The following is a 15509-nucleotide window of genomic DNA, read 5'->3' on the forward strand; positions in this document are numbered from 1 at the left end:
CGCGGGGAGTACGGGCCGGGGCCGGGGCTGCTCCCGCACCCCGAATTACAACCAACCGGGGCGGACCAGGCCGGACTCGTAGGCGAGGACGACCAGCTGGGCGCGGTCGCGGACGCCGAGCTTCACCATGGCGCGGCTGACGTGCGTCTTCGCGGTGAGCGGGCTGACCACCAGGCGGCGGGCGATGTCGTCGTTGCTCAGACCCATGCCGACCAGGGTGAGCACCTCGCGCTCCCGGTCGGTGAGCGCGTCCAGCAGCTGTCCGCTCGCGGAGGGCTCCCGGGAGCGGCTGGCGAACTCGTCGATCAGCCGGCGGGTCACGCCCGGGGAGAGCAGCGAGTCGCCGACGGCGGCGACCCGGACGGCGCGCAGCAGGTCGGCCGGTTCGGTGTCCTTGGCGAGGAAGCCGGCCGCGCCCAGCCGGAGCGCCTCGAAGATGTACTCGTCCAGTTCGAAGGTGGTCAGCACCACCACCCGGACGCCGGAGAGCTCGGGGCGGGCGCAGATCTGCCGGGTGGCCTCCAGGCCGTCGGTGCCGGGCATCCGGATGTCCATCAGCACGACGTCCGGCCGCAGTTCGTCCGCCAGCCGGACGGCCGCGCCGCCGTCGTCCGCCTCGCCGACCACCTCGATGTCGGGCTGGGCGTCGAGCAGGGCCCGGAAACCCGCCCGGACCAGGACCTGGTCGTCCGCCAGTAGTACTCGGATCATCCCGACCGCTTCTCCTCACTCGCCGCGCCCGACCCCGCCGGGTCGGGCAGCCAGGCCCGGACCCGGAAGCCGCCGCCGTGCGGACCGGTGGTCAGCTCGCCGGCGAACGCCGCGGCCCGCTCGCGCATGCCGATCAGGCCGTTGCCGGAGCCGCCGCCCTCGCCGCCGGCGGACGGTCCCGGGTCGTCGATCCGGAGCAGCAGCCCCGCCGGGGAGGACCAGTCCATCAGAACGGTGGCCTCGCGCGCGGCCGAATGGCGGATGACGTTGGTGAGCGCCTCCTGGACGATCCGGAACGCGGCCAGCTCCACCTGGGCGGAGAGCGGTCGGGCGGTGCCCACCGTGTCGACCGTGACGGTGAGCCCGGCGTGGCCGGCCTGGGTCACGAGTTCGGGCAGCCGGGCGAGTCCGGGGGCGGGCGTGCGGGGGGCCTGGCCGTCCGGGCCGCGCAGGGTGCCGAGCACCTGGCGGACCTCGCCGAGCGCCTCCTTGCTGGTGGCCTTGATGATGGTCAGCGCGGCGCGCACCTGGTCGGGGTGCTGGTCGATGAGTTCCAGGGCCACTCCGGCCTGGAGGTGGATCACCGAGATGGAGTGGGCCAGGATGTCGTGGAGTTCCCGGGCCATCCGCAGGCGTTCCTCGGCGGCGCGGTTCTCCTCCGCCTGCCGCCGGGACAGCCGTCGGGCGGCCAACTGCTCGCCGCGCGAGCGCATGATCTCGGCGCCGGCCAGGATCAGCAGCAGCCAGGCGGCCGCGCCGGCCTCCTGCCACCAGTTGGGGCCGGGTCCGGGCGCGCGCTGCCAGTCGTGCGGCAGCAGGTGGGAGCTGGCCAGGTGGAGCAGGTAGCCGGCGCCGAGGGAGATCCAGGCCCACCGGCGCCGGCCGCGGGCGAGCGCGCCGTAGACGGCGACGGCGAGGCTGAAGAACACCGGGCCGTACGGGTAGCCGGCCATCAGGTAGCCGACGGTGACGGCCGTGACGCCGGCCACCACCGGGCCGGGGAAGCGCTCGCGCAGGAGCAGCAGGGCGGGCCCGAGCAGCAGCAGCGCGTACCCGAAGGCGTCCAGCGCGGCCCGGTCGGTCTGCTCGCGGGCGGCCGCGGTGGAGCCGACCACCTGGACCAGGGCGACCAGGAGGGCGGAGAGCCTCGTCCAGGACGGTCTGGTCCACGGCGGTCCGGGGAAGGGGTCGGTGTCGGTGCTCATGAACAGGGGAGAGTCACCCGGCGGCCCGGTTGGTGCGGGCGGTGCGGGCCTCGGCGGCCAGTCGCCGGCCCCGCTTGGTCATCCCCCACGGCTTGACGATGGAGAGCACGGTGGCGACCAGGTAGATGGTCAGCGCCACCGAGGGGGCGATCACCAGGACGTGCGGGGAGCGACCGTGCAGCGGGACGGTCCCGGCCGCGACCTGGCCGGCCGCGTCGTGGATGAAGGCGCGCAGGGCGAAGATCGAGGCCAGCGTGGCGGCCAGGGTGAGCCAGAACTTGGTGGCGACCCAGCGGTGGCGCAGCAGTCCCCAGGTGGTGCCGAGGGAGAGCAGCAGGCCGGAGAGCAGCGAGAGCAGGCTGATCGGGATCAGCAGCCAGTCGGCGAAGATCTCCTGCGCCAGGTAGGCGGCGCGCACGGTGTCGGGGTTGTCGGAGAAGCGGCCGGCGATGCCGAGGGCGAGGACGCCGGCGGTCAGGCCGAGCCAGCCGACCGAGCAGGCGACGTGCACGACCAGCCAGACCCGGCGGGCGTGCCGGGGCAGCCGGGGGAACCGGGCGCGGTCGGCCGCAGGCTCGGCGGGGGCCGTCGGGGCCGCGGACGGCTGCTCCGCGGCGGACCCGGTCGGGGGCGCGGAGGTGTCGGCGGCGGGCGGACCAGGAGGTGTGGGCATCGGCTGTGCTCCGGAGGGCGAGGGGCGACGCGGGCCACGGGCCGGCGGCCACCGGGGTGGATGGTGTGTGGCCGCCGGCCCACGGCTTGGGTGATCCGTGGGATCACCACTACTCTGCCCGGTCGGTGTGGGCCGGGCATCGCACGGCGGGAGTAGCCGGCCGTACCGCTCGTTGAGTACGGGCGGCGCGGCGCGGGGGCGGTCGGCGGCCGGGATCGATCGGTGCACGGTCGGTGGACGAGCGGTCAGTAGGCGATCTCCACGACCGAGCGGCGGGCGGTCGGGTCGCCCAGCGCGTCGAGCAGGTAGTGCGCGAGGTCGGCGCGCGCTATCGACCAGGCCCCGGGCAGCCGGTGGCCGGCCGCCGTGCGGTAGCGGCCGCGGGCCCGGCCGCCGGTGAGCCGGGCGGCCCGGACCAGCGTCCAGTCCAGCTCGGTGTCCTCCAGCAGCAGCCGCTCCATTCGCGCCATGTCGGCGTACGGCCGGCGGAGCATCGGGTGCAGCACCCAGGAGGTGAGCGCCCGCTGGAACGGGGCCGCCCGCCAGGGCACCGGGTTCATGCTGGTGGTGGAGACGCAGAGCACCCGGGCGACGCCGGTCGCGCGCATCGCCTTGAGGATGTGGTCGGTGCCGGCCGAGTAGACGGTGGTGGCGGCCCGGCTGTAGCCGATGCCGAGCGCGGAGACCACCGCGTCCGCGCCCTCGACGGCGCGGGCCACCGCGTCCGGGTCGAGGACGTCGCCCTGCCGGATGGTGCCGGGGCGGGCGTCGGCCAGGGCCAGCGGGTCGCGGGCGAAGGCGACGGTGGAGTGGCCGGCCGCGGCGGCCAGCTCCAGGAAGTGGCGGCCGGTGCCGCCGGTCGCGCCGAAGACGACGATGTTCACGGTGCGTTTCCCCCTCGATCAGCCTTGATCGGCCTCGGTGGGCCCCGGTGGGCCTGGGTGGGCCTCGTTCGGCCTCGGTCAGCCGCCGCGGTGGGCGGCCGGCGCGCGGCCGGCCCGCGCCGCGGACGTGCCGCGGGCGGGCCGGCCTCCGCCGGGGGTCATCAGTTGGCCACCTCGACGCGCCGGCCGTAGGTGGCCGCGTCATCCAGATGGGTGACGATGTAGTCGGCCACGTTCGCCCGTGCGATGCGGGACGCCTTGGGGATGTGACCGCCCACCACGGCCTGGTAGTTGGGCGTGGCCGGGCCGTCGGTCAGCATCGGCACCCGGACGATCGTCCAGTCCAGCGGGCTGGCCTCGACCTCGTCCTCCATCCGGCCGAGGTCGAGGTGGATGTTCCGGTAGACCCGGTCCACCACGAACTCGGCGACGAAGCGCTGCATCGCTGGCAGGTGCTTGGTCTCCAGGCCGGCCGAGGACATGGTGACCAGCCGGCGCACCCCGCCCGTCCGGGCGGCGGCGATGACGTTGCGCACGCCCTCGGAGAAGACCGTCGTCGTGGTGCGGGTGGTCACCCCCAGCGCGACCACCACGGCCTCCTTGCCGGTCAGCGGGCCGGTCAGCGAGTCCACGTCGAACACGTCGGCGCGGACCTTGGTCAGCCGCTCGTGCTCGACCGGCAGCTTGGCCGGGTCGCGCAGCAGCGCCGTGACGCTGTGCTTGTTCTCCAGGGCCTTCTCGACGAGCAGCCGCCCGGTCCGACCGGCCGCGCCCACAACGACGATCTCCATGATTTCCTCCTTGCCGGGGCCGGCGGCAACTGGGTGCCGCCGGCCGTGAGTTGACCTTCGCTACGCCGGACTGGTCCTACGGTAGGGAAAAGGCGAGCAGAACGCCGCCCGCATTGCTCGGGTACTGCGGGTAGTACGCGGCCTGGACGTAGAGCATGCCGTCGGCCACCACCGCGCCACCGCCGCCGGACAGCGCCGTGCCGTGCGCCGGCACGCCGTTGACCGTGGTGAAGTCGCGGACCACGTCGTACTGCCAGAGCACCGCGCCGGTGGTGGCCGAGAAGACGCGCATCTTGCCGTCCGCGCCGCCCTCGTAGACCAGGCCGCGGGTGGCGGTCACGGCCGGCGTGAAGCCGCGCTGGCAGAGTTCGGGGTTGGCGGCCGCGCCGCCCCACTGGCAGCCGTCGGCCGGGCTCTGGGTCTGCCAGAGGATCGCGCCGGTCGCCGGGTCGAGGGCGTACAGGGTGCCGGGGTTGGCGAACCAGGTGGCGACGTAGAGCCGGGTGCCGTCGTAGCTGGTGCCCCACTGGATGCCCGAGCTGCCGCCCTTGGTGTTGGGGTCGGCGACCACCGCGCGGTCCCAGACCTTGGCGCCGGTCAGGGCGTCGTAGACGTGGTAGATGCCGTTCTTCTGGCCGATGCCGATCACCCGGCGGTTGCCGATGCTGAAGACGTTGGCGCTGGCGCCGAAGTCCCAGTCGTGGTCGGTGCCGTTGGCCTTGCTGGGGCAGTAGGCGTCGGCGCCGGGGATGCCGCAGGCGACGGTGAAGGTGTCCGGGAAGACCTCCTGGGCCCGCCAGCGGACGTTGCCGGTGTAGGCGTCCAGGGCGAGCACCGAGTCGGTGTCACCGGCCGCGCCGCTGTAGTTCTGGCCGGTGCCGACGTAGATGGTGCCGGTCTCCCGGTCGACCACCGGGGAGCTCCAGACGGCGACGCCGGAGGGCTCGTAGCGGTTCGCGCCGTTCGGCCAGGTGCCGGCCGGCTGCGGCTCCGGGGTGGTCCAGTGCCGCCAATTCAGCTGGCCGGTGTACGCGTTGACGGCGACCACCGAGCCGCGGAAGGTGCAGCACGGGTAGGTCAGGTCGAAGGTGGCGCCGGACTCCTTGCTGGAGACGCCGACGTAGACCTGGCCGTTGTAGACCAGCGGGGAGCTGGTGATCTGGGCCAGCGGGTGGGTGTCGAGCTTCAGCGACCAGCGCAGCGCGCCGGTGCGGCGGTCGAGCGCGTACAGGTAGCCGCGGTTGTCGCCGAAGTAGACGGTGTTGCCCTCGACGGCCGGGCTGCTGCGGACCGGGTCGGGGTTGGTGGTGGAGTGGGCGCCGGCCACCGGGGTGACGTCGAAGGTCCAGCGCGCCGCGCCGGTCTTGGCGTCCAGGGCGTGGAAGGTGCCCTCGGCGCCGCCGACGTACAGGGTGCCGTCCACCACGGCGGGCTGGCTGCCGAGGTAGATGTTGGGGACCTTGGCGTGGCCGAAGGACCACTTCAGGTCGAGTCCGCCGACGTTGGCCGGGGTGATCCGGTACTCCTGGCCGTTGAACCGGCTGCCGGTCTGGTCGAACTGCCAGCTGCTCCAGTTGGCCGGGGGGCGGGGGCGGGACTCGGTGTCCTCGGCACCCGCGCCGTTGGTGGCGGCGAGCAGGACGAGGGCGGTCAACAGGGCCACCAGGGCGGTGCCGAAGCTTGCCGCCCGTGGCCGTCCGGGCTGGGACACGTGGATCAACTCCTCGGTGAGGGTGAGTGGTTCACGTACGGTCCGGAGTGCCGGGGAGTCCGGCGGCGACCTCCGCGTGGGAGAGCACGGCGGCACAGTCCAGCGCGCCGAGGCCGGCCTCGGCGGCGGCCACGAGCGTCTCGTGGGTGGCGTCGCAGACGGGGGTGGCGACCCCGAGGCGGCCGGCCTCGGCGGTCGCCAGCCGGAGGTCCTTGCGCATCAGGTCGAGCCGGAACTGCGGCTCGCCGTAGGCCCGGCGGCGCATCACACCGGCCTTGTACTTCATCACGGGCGAGCTGAAACCGCTCTCGCTGATCATCGACAGGGCCAGCTCGCGGTCGATGCCGGCCCGCTGGGCCAGCGTCACCGACTCGGCGAGCACCTGCATCTCCACGCCCATCAGCACGTTGAGCATCACCTTGGCGGTGGCGCCGAGGCCGCTCGGGCCGAGGTGGCGGATCTCCTTGGCGAGCGGCTCCAGCACGGTGCCGAGCCGCTCGAAGGTGTCGGCGGATCCGCCGACCATGAAACGCAGTTCGCCGTCCTTGGCGTGCTGGCCGTTGCCGATGATGCAGGCGTCGACGGCGCTGCGGCCGCGGCCGGCCACCCGCTCGGCCACCGAGCGGGCGAAGTCCGGGGAGACGGTGCTGGTGTCCATCACGATGCCGTGCGCGGGCAGGGTCTCCAGCACGCCGCCGGCGCCGAACAGCTGCTCCTCGACGGCCGCCTCGGAGGCGAGGCTGAGCAGGACCACGTCCACCTGCGCGGCCAGTTCGGCCGGGGTGGCGGCGACCACGGCGCCGCGGGCGGCGAACGGCGCGGCGCGCTCGGGGGTGCGGTTGTGGACCACGATGCGGTGGCCCTGGTCGAGCAGCCGGGAGGCCATGCCGCCACCCATCACACCGAGACCGATGACACCGATCCTGGTCGCCGGCGGGATGCCGGGGGTGGCGGCGGGCGGGAGGTCCCGGGAGAGTGCACGCCGCTGGCTGGGTATGTCGGCCATGGTGTCGACCCGCTTCCTGGTGGGCTGGTCGCGCCGGTGCTCCCGGCGCTCGGAGTGCGGCGGGGAAGGCCGTGCCAGACACCCCGCCCCACCGCGGCCGGGGTGCCGACTGCCCGTCCAGCCTAGCGGGTGAACACTCACTCCGCGATGGCTTTCGGCGTCCGTTTCGAGCCGTATCCGTCACTGACGCGCTGTCAATTCTCGTCCTGAACAAGCCTCCTCCCCTACCGCCGGGGGTAACGGTAGGGGAGGAGGGGCTGTGGGGCGGACGCCGGTCCTTCGACCGGGCGGTTCGGCGGCCGTCAGCCGGCCGCGGTCTCCGGTCGTCCGCCGGCGTGTCCGGGCTGGCCGCCCTGGCCGGCTTGGGCCGCCGGGGCGCCCTGACCCGCCGGGGCACCCTGGCCCTGACCGCCGGGACCGCCGGGGCCGCCCTGACCGCCCTGGCCCTGCCACTGGCCGCCGGGGCCGCCCTGGCCCTGCTGCTGGCCACCCGGGCCGCCGGGGCCACCCTGGCCACCGGGAGCACCGGGGCCCCGGCCGCCGGGCGCGCCCATCGGCGCCCGCATCGGACGCTCCTGGAGGAAGACCAGGACCAGGGCGCCGATCAGCGCGATGACCATGCCGATCAGGTACACCGTGTGCAGCGACTCGGCCAGCGCCGAGGACACACCGTCGCGCACCTCGGGCGCCTGCGCCCGGACCTTGGCCGGCGAGGTCAGCAGACCGTCCGTACCGAGCCGGGCCAGGGCCTCGGCCGGCACCTTCTTCGGCAGCTGCTCGCGCAGCTGGGAGTTGAGGATGGCACCGAAGACGGTCACACCCATGGCGCCACCGAGCGAGCGGAAGAAGTTCGCCGCGGCGGTCGCCACGCCCAGCTGGCGCATCTCGACGGAGTTCTGCACCGCCGCGATGAGCACCTGGGTGACCAGACCGAAGCCGATACCGAAGACCGCCAGGAAGCCGCCGGCGGCCACCTCGGAGGAGTCGGCCTTGAGGGTCGACATCAGGTACAGGCCGAGCGACATGATCAGCAGGCCCGCGATCGGGAACAGCTTGTACTTGCCGGTCGCCGCGACGACCTTGCCCGAGATGGTCAGGCTGACCACGGTCGCGATCATCATCGGGACCAGCAGCAGGCCGGACTCGGTGGCGGTGTCCCCGTTGGCGACCTGGAGGAAGAGCGGGGTGTAGACGGTCGCCACGAAGAGCGAGATCGAGGCGAGGAAGAGGCCGAGGGTGGCCACCAGGATGACCGGGTCCTTGAACAGCTCCAGCGGGACGACCGGCTCACTGGCCCGCTTCTCCTGCAGGACGAAGCCGACCAGCAGCAGCGCGGCCAGCACCAGCAGGCCGATGATCTGGACCGAGCCCCAGGAGTACTGGTCACCGGCCCAGACCGAGACCAGCAGGATCGCGACGATGGCGGAGCTGAGCAGCGCCGAACCGAGGTAGTCGAGCTGCTTCTTCTGCTTGTTGACCGGCAGCTTCAGCACCGAGCTGACGATCACCAGCGCGACCGCGCCGATCGGCAGGTTGATGTAGAAGATCCACGGCCAGCTCAGGTGGTCGACGAAGGCGCCGCCGATCAGCGGGCCGACCACACCGGCGAGCACGAAGCAGGACTGCGCGTAGCCCTGCCACTTGCCGCGCTCGCGGGGCGGGACGAGCTCCGCGATCAGCGCCATGGCCAGCGCCATCAGACCGCCGGCGCCCAGACCCTGCAGGGTGCGGAAGCCGATCAGCTGACCGATGTTGGCGGAGAGGCCGGACAGCGCCGAGCCGAGCAGGAAGATCGTGATCGCCGACTGGAACATCAGCTTGCGGCCGTAGAGGTCGCCCAGCTTGCCCCAGAGCGGGGTGGCCGCGGTCGCGGCCAGCATGTAGGCGGTGACGACCCAGGCCAGGTGGGTCACGCCGCCGAGGTCACCGGCGATGGTCGGCAGGGCCGTCGCCACGATCGTCTGGTCCAGGGCTGCCAGGAACATGGCAAGCACCAGGGCAGCGAAGATCGTCAAGAAGGTTTTACGTGGCACTTCCGGGGCGGGTGCAGCGTACGGGGCGCTCATTGGGTACTCCTTGAGGAGGCGTCCGCCGGCTCGGAGTCCTTGCTCCGAGCTTGAATTCGTATAGACTATACAATCAAAATTAGCCGTCAAGAGCCAACGTCAAGGGCGGCCCCGGCCGCCCGGAAGGGCAGCTAACGATGAGCCAACTCCAGGGGAAAATCGCGCTCGTGACCGGTTCTACCTCGGGCATGGGCGCCGCCGCCGCGGTGGCGCTCGCCGCCGCGGGGGCGCACGTCGTGGTCTCCGGCCGCCGGGCCGAGCTGGGCAACGCGGTGGTGGACCGGATCCGCGAGAAGGGCGGGCAGGCGGAGTTCATCGCCGCCGATGTCACCGTGGAGGATGACGTCGCCCGCCTGGTGGGTACCACGGTCGAGCGACACGGCCGCCTCGACATCGCCTTCAACAACGCGGGCGGCGGCGGGGCGTTCGGCCCGCTGGACCGGGTCCCGGCCGAGGCCTTCGCCGCGGTGCTCGCGGTCAACCTCGTCGGCACCTACCACTCGCTCAAGCACGAGATCGCCGCCATGCGGGCCACCGGCGGCGGCAGCATCATCAACAACGCCTCCACGGCCGGCGTCCAGGGCACCGCCTTCGGCCTGGGCGCGTACACCGCGGCCAAGCACGGGGTGGTCGGGCTGACCCGGGCCACCGCGCTGGAGGCCGGCCCGGCCGGCATCCGGGTCAACGCGCTGATCACCGGCCCGGTCGACACCGAGGACTTCCGCCAGCGGGTCGGCGGGCAGCCGGGCGCGCTGGAGCGGGCCGGGGCGGCCACCGCCCTGGGGCGGATCGCGACCGAGGAGGAGGTCGCCCACGCGGTGGTCTTCCTCGGCAGCGACGCGGCCAGCTTCGTCACCGGCTCGCTGTTCGGGCTGGAGGGCGGCATGACGGCCGGCGTCACGGCCGGGACGATGGGACGGCCCGGCGGCGGCCAGGGCGGTCCCGGCGGTCAGGGCGGCCCCGGCGCCCAGGGCGGTCAGGGCGGTCAGGGCGGTCAGGGTCAGGGCCGACCGGGCGCGAACTGACCGGAACACGGCGAACTGACCGGAACGCCGCCCCGGCGGTACCGCACCATTGCCAGCACTCCCCCCTCGGGCTATTTTTTCGACATGCTCGTAAAAACCACGAGGAACACCGAAGAGTTCATCTCGGAAACCGGTGAGTGGATTGCCGGCAACCCCGTCGAGAATTCCATCCTGCTGACCATGATGGCCGGCGCGAAATTCCGCCCGCCGACCGCCCCGCCGATCACCTGGAGCCGGGTCGAGGACCCGGACTCCGGCTCGGCGCCGGTGGTCGGCGTGGCGGCCTTCACGCCCCCGTACCTGGTCGTGCTGAGCGGGATGCCGGAGGCCGCCGCGGCCGCCCTCGGCGCCGAGCTCGGAGCCGGTCCCGACCGGATCCCCGGCGTCATCGGGCCGGACGCGGCGGCCGCCGCGTTCGCCGCGGCCTGGTCCGGCGCCAGTGGCCGGCCGGCCCGCGCCGACCGGCGCGAGCAGCTGCTGAGGCTGGACGGCGCGCCGCTGCCGTCCGGCCGACCGGCCCCTCCCGGCCTGGTCAGGGCCGCCCTGCCGGAGGAGGCCGAGCTGTTCACCGACTGGTGCCTGGAGGCCGCGCACGGCGCCGGGCTCAGCCGGGAGACCGCCGCCCGCTCGGTCCAGGGCCAGATCGCCGGCGGACTGCTGCGGGTCTGGGAGGAGGACGGCCGCCCGGTCGCCATCCTGGGCCGCACCGCCACCGTCGCCGGCGTGGTGCGGTACAACCCGATGTACGTCCGGCCCGAGAACCGCCGCGGCGGCTACGGGCGGACGCTGCTCGGCGAGCTGCTGGCCGAGGTGCACGGCGGCGAGGCGGCGCCGATCGGCCTGGCCGTCACCGCGGAGGGCAACAGCGCGATCCGGTCGCTCTTCGAATCGTTCGGATTCCGTCCGGCCGGCGGCCTCTCGGAATTCCGGTTCGACTGACCGGCACTCCCCCGGGGAATTCCCCGGGGGAAAGCGCGGGGCCCGGATCCGAAAACGGATCCGGGCCCCTTCCGTCGTGCCGCCCCGGAATTCCCGGGAGCTGTCCCGGGAATTCCCGCCGGGGCGGCGCCGACGGCTCGGTCAGTCCAGCGGGTCGGGGTCCGGCACGGCCTCCAGCAGCGAGAAGGCCGTCCCGGTGGGGACCACCCGGTTCAGCCGGTAGCCGCCACGGCGGAAGACCTCGGCGAACTGCGCCTCGGTGCGCACCTCGCCGCTCATGGTGACCAGCATGACCAGGTCGAAGTTCTTCACGAAGCGCGGCACCCCGTCGCCGTGCACCAGCTCGGCCGCGACGAAGCGGGCGCCCGGCGAGGCCTCCCGGCACTTGCGCAGCAGCCGGACCAGCGCGTCGTCCGGCCAGGAGTGCCAGACCTGCTTGGTGACGTAGGCGCCGATCCCGGCCGGGACGCCGGCGAAGAAGTCGACCGGCTCGAAGTCCAGCCGGCCCTGCTCGGCCAGCTTGGCGACGTCCGGCTGGGTCCGGGCCTGCTCGATGACGCTCGGCAGGTCGGCCAGCACGCCGCGCCCGAGGGCGTCGTACTTGTGCAGGATCGCGGCCAGGTAGGTGCCCTGTCCGCCACCGAGGTCGCAGACCGCGCCGGCCTCGGCGAACTCGGGGTACGCGCTCACCAGGGCGTCGGCGAGCGCGTCGGTGAAGTCGGTCATCGCCTGGTTGAAGGTCGCGGCGGCGGCCGGGTTCTTCTGCAGCCAGGGCCAGAGCGCGGTGCCGTGCACCTTCTCGAAACCGGGCTTCCCGGTGGCCAGGCTGTGGTCCAGCGCGCCCCAGGAGGACCAGAGCCACTCGGCGCCGACCATCCGGGCCATCGCGTCCATCGAGCCGGGCACGCCGGGGCGGAGCAGCTCGGAGAGGCCGTTGTTGGCGAAGACGCCGGGCTCGACCTCCTCGAACACGCCGTCCTCGGTGAGCAGCGAGAGCACCTTGGCCAGCGGGGCGGCGGTCACTCCGGCGCGCTCGGCCAGGTCGGCCACCGGCAGCGGGCCTTCGGCCAGCAGCTCGGCGATCCGGAACTCGGCGGCCAGGGCCAGGCAGCGCGGGGTGGACGGGAACATCAATTCGGAGAGGAACACCGCGCCGGCCGAGGCAGGGGCGGTCTGGGGAACGGCGGTCATGGGGTGAGGCCTCCCTGCGGGGACCGGGCCGGGGGCGGACGGCGCCCCCGGCCCGAGGTCAGCGGTCATGGGTTGACGGGCCGGACGGCCCCGCACCGGGCGGCCCGGACGGGCCGGGCCGCCCGGCGGTTGCGCATGGCCGGGGCTCAGCCCAGCAGGGCGAAGGCGAAGCCACCGCCCGGGTTGGCCATGAACTTGTTGGTCGGCGGGATCTCACCGCCGGCCGCGATGCCCACCGCCGGACCGGTCAGCGCGATCGGGGTCGGGGTCGGGACGATCTGGACCTGGCCGGCGGCCAGCTGGCCCCAGTTGTTCCAGCCCCAGCCCTGCACCGAGCCGTCGGCCAGCAGCGCCAGCGCGTGCCCGCCGTTGCCGGGAGCCGCGTCGGTGCCGCCGCCGCTGACGGAGACCGCCTTGACGCCGGTCAGGCCCGGCACCGGGGCCGGCACCGCGCGGTCGGCGGTGGTGCCGTCGCCGAGCTGGCCGCCGTCGTTGAGGCCCCAGGCCCAGACGGTGCCGTCGGCCAGCAGCGCCACCGTGTGGTGGTACGCGCCGACCAGCTGGGTGACCGAGCGCAGGCCCGCGACCTTCTGCGGGGCGGCGCGGTCGACGGTGGTGCCGTCGCCGAGCTGGCCGCGGTCGTTGAAGCCCCAGACCGAGGCGGTGCCGTCGGCGTGCACGACCATGCTGTGGCCGCCGCCGGCGCTCAGCCGGACGGCCGGCTCCAGGCCCTCGATCACGGCCGGGCGCGGCCGGCAGTCGAAGGAGGCGGTCATGTACGAGCGGACGATGCGGCCCTCGCGGGTCGAGCCGGGGCCGTCGCCCAGCTGGCCGCGGTCGTCGCGGCCCCAGGACCAGACCGTGCCGTCGGCCTTGAGCGCCAGGTTGTGCGCGCCGCCGACCGCCAGCTCGACGACGTCCTCCAGGCCGTCGACCCGGACCGGGACGGGCTGCACGCCGAAGTTGGCCTCGCCGAGGGCGCAGAAGAAGCCGGCGCCCCACGCCCAGACGGTGCCGTCCTCCAGCAGGGCGGCGGTGTGGCCGCCGCCGGCGCCGACCGAGCGGACCCGGCCGGGGAGGCCGACGGTGCGCACCGGGGTGGCCTGGTTCTCGGTGGAGCCGTCCCCGAGCTGGCCGAAGGCGTTGCGGCCGAAGCCCCAGAGCTCGCCGTCGCCGGTCAGGGCCAGCGCGTGGCCGCTGCCGGCCGCGATCCGGACCACGTTCTCCAGGCCCTTGATGTCCTGCGCGACGGCCCGGTTGACGGTACCGCCGTCGCCGAGCTGGCCGTTGGTGTTGTCACCCCAACTGCTGATCATGCCTGCCATGGTGATGCGACCTCTCGATTCGTCGGGGGGCGCTCAGGCCCAGAACTGGTCGACGGCGTACTGGTCCTCGGGGTAGGTCCAGAACTCGGCGATCAGGCCGTCCTGGATCCGTGCCACGTTGATGAACGGCATTTCCAGGCTCTTGCCCTCGCGCTCGTACCGGGTGAAGACGGTGGCGAAGGCGAACGAGTCGCTGGCGCCGATCTCGTGGATCTCCATCGTGATCCGGCCCTGGCAGATCTCGAACATCCGGCCGGCGAAGGCCAGCGCGGACTCGATGCCCTCGTGCGCGCCGGACAGCTCGCTGGTGCCCGGGTAGTAGTGCACGCAGTCCTTGGTCCAGTAGCTGGCCGCCTTCTGCACGTCGCCCACGGTGAACGCGGCGTAGACCGCTTCCATGAGCGTGGCGTTGGGGTGGTCGACGACCTTCATGACTCTCCTCCTGTGGCTGTGCGTCGGTGCGGTGCGGGGCCTTGCGGTGCGGGGCCTTGCGATGCGGGGCCTTGCGATGCGGAGCCTTGCGGTGGAGCGGCGGCTCGTCGGTGACGGTGCGTCAGCCGGCGGCGCGGCGGACGATGTCGACCAGGGTGGCCCGGTCCGGGGCGGGGAACGGCGGGGGCGAACCGGCGACCGCCTGCTTGACCCGCAGCCGGATCTCCTCGTCCTCGTACAGGCCGGCCGGGTTGTCGAGCGACATCATGGTGCGGACCAGCCGGCGCCAGACCACCTCGTCGGTGGCGGCCGCCTCGGCGACCGTGCCGAAGGTGAGCACGTCCGGCGGCAGCGGCGGCAGCTGCTGGCCGGCCACCGTGGCCCGCCAGAGCCGGGCGCGGCCCGCGTCGTTGCGGACGGCGTCCTCGAACCACGGGCGGAAGGTCCGCCCGGCCAGGCCGGCCGCCAGCGCGGCCTGCTCGGCGTCCGGCTCCGGGTGCTCGCGCACCAGGTCGGCCAGGCCGAGCACGTGCGCGATGGCCAGCGAGACGCCGCGGCCGAACGCCGGGTTGGTGGTGCAGACCGCGTCGGCGACCGGCAGGAAGCCGGGCACCGGCTGCGCGTCCTGGCCGTACAGCTTCAGCGAGTTGTCCAGGCCGGCCATCGCGTGCACCGGCGAGATCGGGACGGAGGCCTCCGGCGCCACCCAGGGGGCGAGCAGCGGGGTGGCCCGGACCACGGCGGTGAACACGTCCTCCGAGCGCATCTGCTTGAGCTCGGTGTCGTCCGGCAGGATGCCGAAGGAGATGGCGAAGGTGTTGTTGTCGCCCAGGAACATCACGCCGGTGTAGTGGTCCCAGAGCCCGCCGGCGCCGAAGCCGCGGTTGAGCGGCCCGACCGGGCGCTGGCCCAGCGCGCGGTAGTAGCGGGTGTAGTAGGTGATGTCGGCGCTGTGCGCGACCAGTTCGGGCTCGGCCAGGCCGTGCTCGCGCAGCCACTCGTGGCCCTGCGAGCGGCGGCCGCTGGCGTCGATCACCAGGTCGGCCTCGATGGTGCGGCCGTCCTTGGTGACCACGCCGGTCACCCGGGTCGGGCCGCGGTCGGCGACGGTCAGGCCGCGCACCGTCTCGCCCCGGCGGAGCGAGACGCCCGGCTTGCGCAGCGCCTCCTGGCGGAGGACCAGCTCGAAGGTGGTCCGCCGGCTGCCGAGCATCCGCAGCTCGGCGTCGTCCGGGTGCGGCGTCTTGTCGGCCAGGGTCGGCGGCATGGCCTTGCCCAGCTCGATCTCCCGGGCGCCGGCCGCGACCAGCGCCTGGTAGACGCCGGGCAGCCGGTCGCGCAGCAGGTTGGTGCCGAGCGAGCCGAAGGCGTGCGAGTGGTGCAGCTGCGGAACGGTCGGCCGCTGCCAGTCGCCGTGCGCCTGGTCGACGGTGTCCGGCGCCTCGTTGGCGTCCCGTTCCAACACCGTGACGTCGTGTCCCAGGTCGGCGAACGCCAGCGCGGCCACCAGACCCGCGACGCTGCCACCGATGATCAGTGTCCGTGTCATT

14 protein-coding genes are annotated in these 15509 nt (G+C 73.7%); 2 read left to right on the plus strand and 12 right to left on the minus strand.

The window, feature by feature from the left end; all coding sequences use genetic code 11:
* Positions 1–45: 45 nt before the first annotated feature.
* The 8 genes from ACFP3U_RS30545 to ACFP3U_RS30580 form a co-directional block, all read right to left on the minus strand.
* Positions 46–711, minus strand: coding sequence for a response regulator (locus ACFP3U_RS30545; protein ID WP_380228970.1), 666 nt, complete (start codon positions 709–711; stop codon positions 46–48).
* Positions 708–1916, minus strand: a complete 1209-nt coding sequence (locus ACFP3U_RS30550) for a sensor histidine kinase (RefSeq protein WP_380228971.1) — start codon at positions 1914–1916, stop codon at positions 708–710. Before ACFP3U_RS30550 ends, ACFP3U_RS30545 begins: the two co-directional genes overlap by 4 nt.
* Before the next feature lie 13 nt (positions 1917–1929).
* Positions 1930–2589, minus strand: a complete 660-nt coding sequence (locus ACFP3U_RS30555; protein WP_380228972.1) for a DUF2269 domain-containing protein — start codon at positions 2587–2589, stop codon at positions 1930–1932.
* 245 nt (positions 2590–2834) lie between these two features.
* Positions 2835–3473 (minus strand): NAD(P)-dependent oxidoreductase, encoded by a 639-nt coding sequence (locus tag ACFP3U_RS30560; protein ID WP_380228973.1) that lies wholly within the window; start codon positions 3471–3473, stop codon positions 2835–2837.
* A gap of 161 nt (positions 3474–3634) precedes the next feature.
* The gene (locus tag ACFP3U_RS30565; protein WP_380228974.1) at positions 3635–4264 is read right to left on the minus strand and encodes an NAD(P)-dependent oxidoreductase; all 630 of its coding nucleotides are present in this window, start codon (positions 4262–4264) and stop codon (positions 3635–3637) included.
* A gap of 76 nt (positions 4265–4340) precedes the next feature.
* A complete protein-coding gene (locus ACFP3U_RS30570) occupies positions 4341–5975 on the minus strand; it encodes an outer membrane protein assembly factor BamB family protein (protein WP_380228975.1) in 1635 nt (544 codons plus the stop codon).
* Between the two features lie 31 nt (positions 5976–6006).
* The gene (locus ACFP3U_RS30575; RefSeq protein ID WP_380228976.1) at positions 6007–6981 is read right to left on the minus strand and encodes an NAD(P)-dependent oxidoreductase; all 975 of its coding nucleotides are present in this window, start codon (positions 6979–6981) and stop codon (positions 6007–6009) included.
* Between the two features lie 302 nt (positions 6982–7283).
* A complete protein-coding gene (locus tag ACFP3U_RS30580; protein ID WP_465261977.1) occupies positions 7284–9047 on the minus strand; it encodes an MDR family MFS transporter in 1764 nt (587 codons plus the stop codon).
* Between the two features lie 167 nt (positions 9048–9214).
* Between ACFP3U_RS30580 and ACFP3U_RS30585 the strand changes: the two genes are divergently transcribed.
* Both ACFP3U_RS30585 and ACFP3U_RS30590 read left to right on the plus strand, forming a co-directional pair.
* Positions 9215–10072: an SDR family NAD(P)-dependent oxidoreductase gene (locus ACFP3U_RS30585; RefSeq protein ID WP_380228978.1), complete on the plus strand. Its 858-nt coding sequence runs from the start codon at positions 9215–9217 to the stop codon at positions 10070–10072.
* Between the two features lie 84 nt (positions 10073–10156).
* Positions 10157–11011: a GNAT family N-acetyltransferase gene (locus ACFP3U_RS30590; RefSeq protein ID WP_380228979.1), complete on the plus strand. Its 855-nt coding sequence runs from the start codon at positions 10157–10159 to the stop codon at positions 11009–11011.
* A gap of 141 nt (positions 11012–11152) precedes the next feature.
* Here ACFP3U_RS30590 and ACFP3U_RS30595 read toward each other — a convergent pair whose 3' ends face one another.
* The 4 genes from ACFP3U_RS30595 to ACFP3U_RS30610 all read right to left on the minus strand — a co-directional run bounded on the left by ACFP3U_RS30595 (position 11153) and on the right by ACFP3U_RS30610 (position 15508).
* On the minus strand, positions 11153–12202 hold the full coding sequence (locus ACFP3U_RS30595) for an ArsR family transcriptional regulator (RefSeq protein WP_380228980.1): 1050 nt from the start codon (positions 12200–12202) through the stop codon (positions 11153–11155).
* 146 nt (positions 12203–12348) lie between these two features.
* A complete protein-coding gene (locus ACFP3U_RS30600; RefSeq protein WP_380228981.1) occupies positions 12349–13518 on the minus strand; it encodes an RCC1 domain-containing protein in 1170 nt (389 codons plus the stop codon).
* Between the two features lie 42 nt (positions 13519–13560).
* Complete coding sequence (locus tag ACFP3U_RS30605) at positions 13561–13959, minus strand: nuclear transport factor 2 family protein (protein WP_380228982.1); 399 nt, start codon at positions 13957–13959, stop codon at positions 13561–13563.
* A 121-nt stretch (positions 13960–14080) separates the two neighbouring features.
* Positions 14081–15508: an FAD-dependent oxidoreductase gene (locus tag ACFP3U_RS30610; RefSeq protein WP_380228983.1), complete on the minus strand. Its 1428-nt coding sequence runs from the start codon at positions 15506–15508 to the stop codon at positions 14081–14083.
* Between the last annotated feature and the right edge of the window lies 1 nt (position 15509).

This window comes from Kitasatospora misakiensis, from assembly GCF_042656005.1.
Classification (GTDB): domain Bacteria; phylum Actinomycetota; class Actinomycetes; order Streptomycetales; family Streptomycetaceae; genus Kitasatospora; species Kitasatospora misakiensis.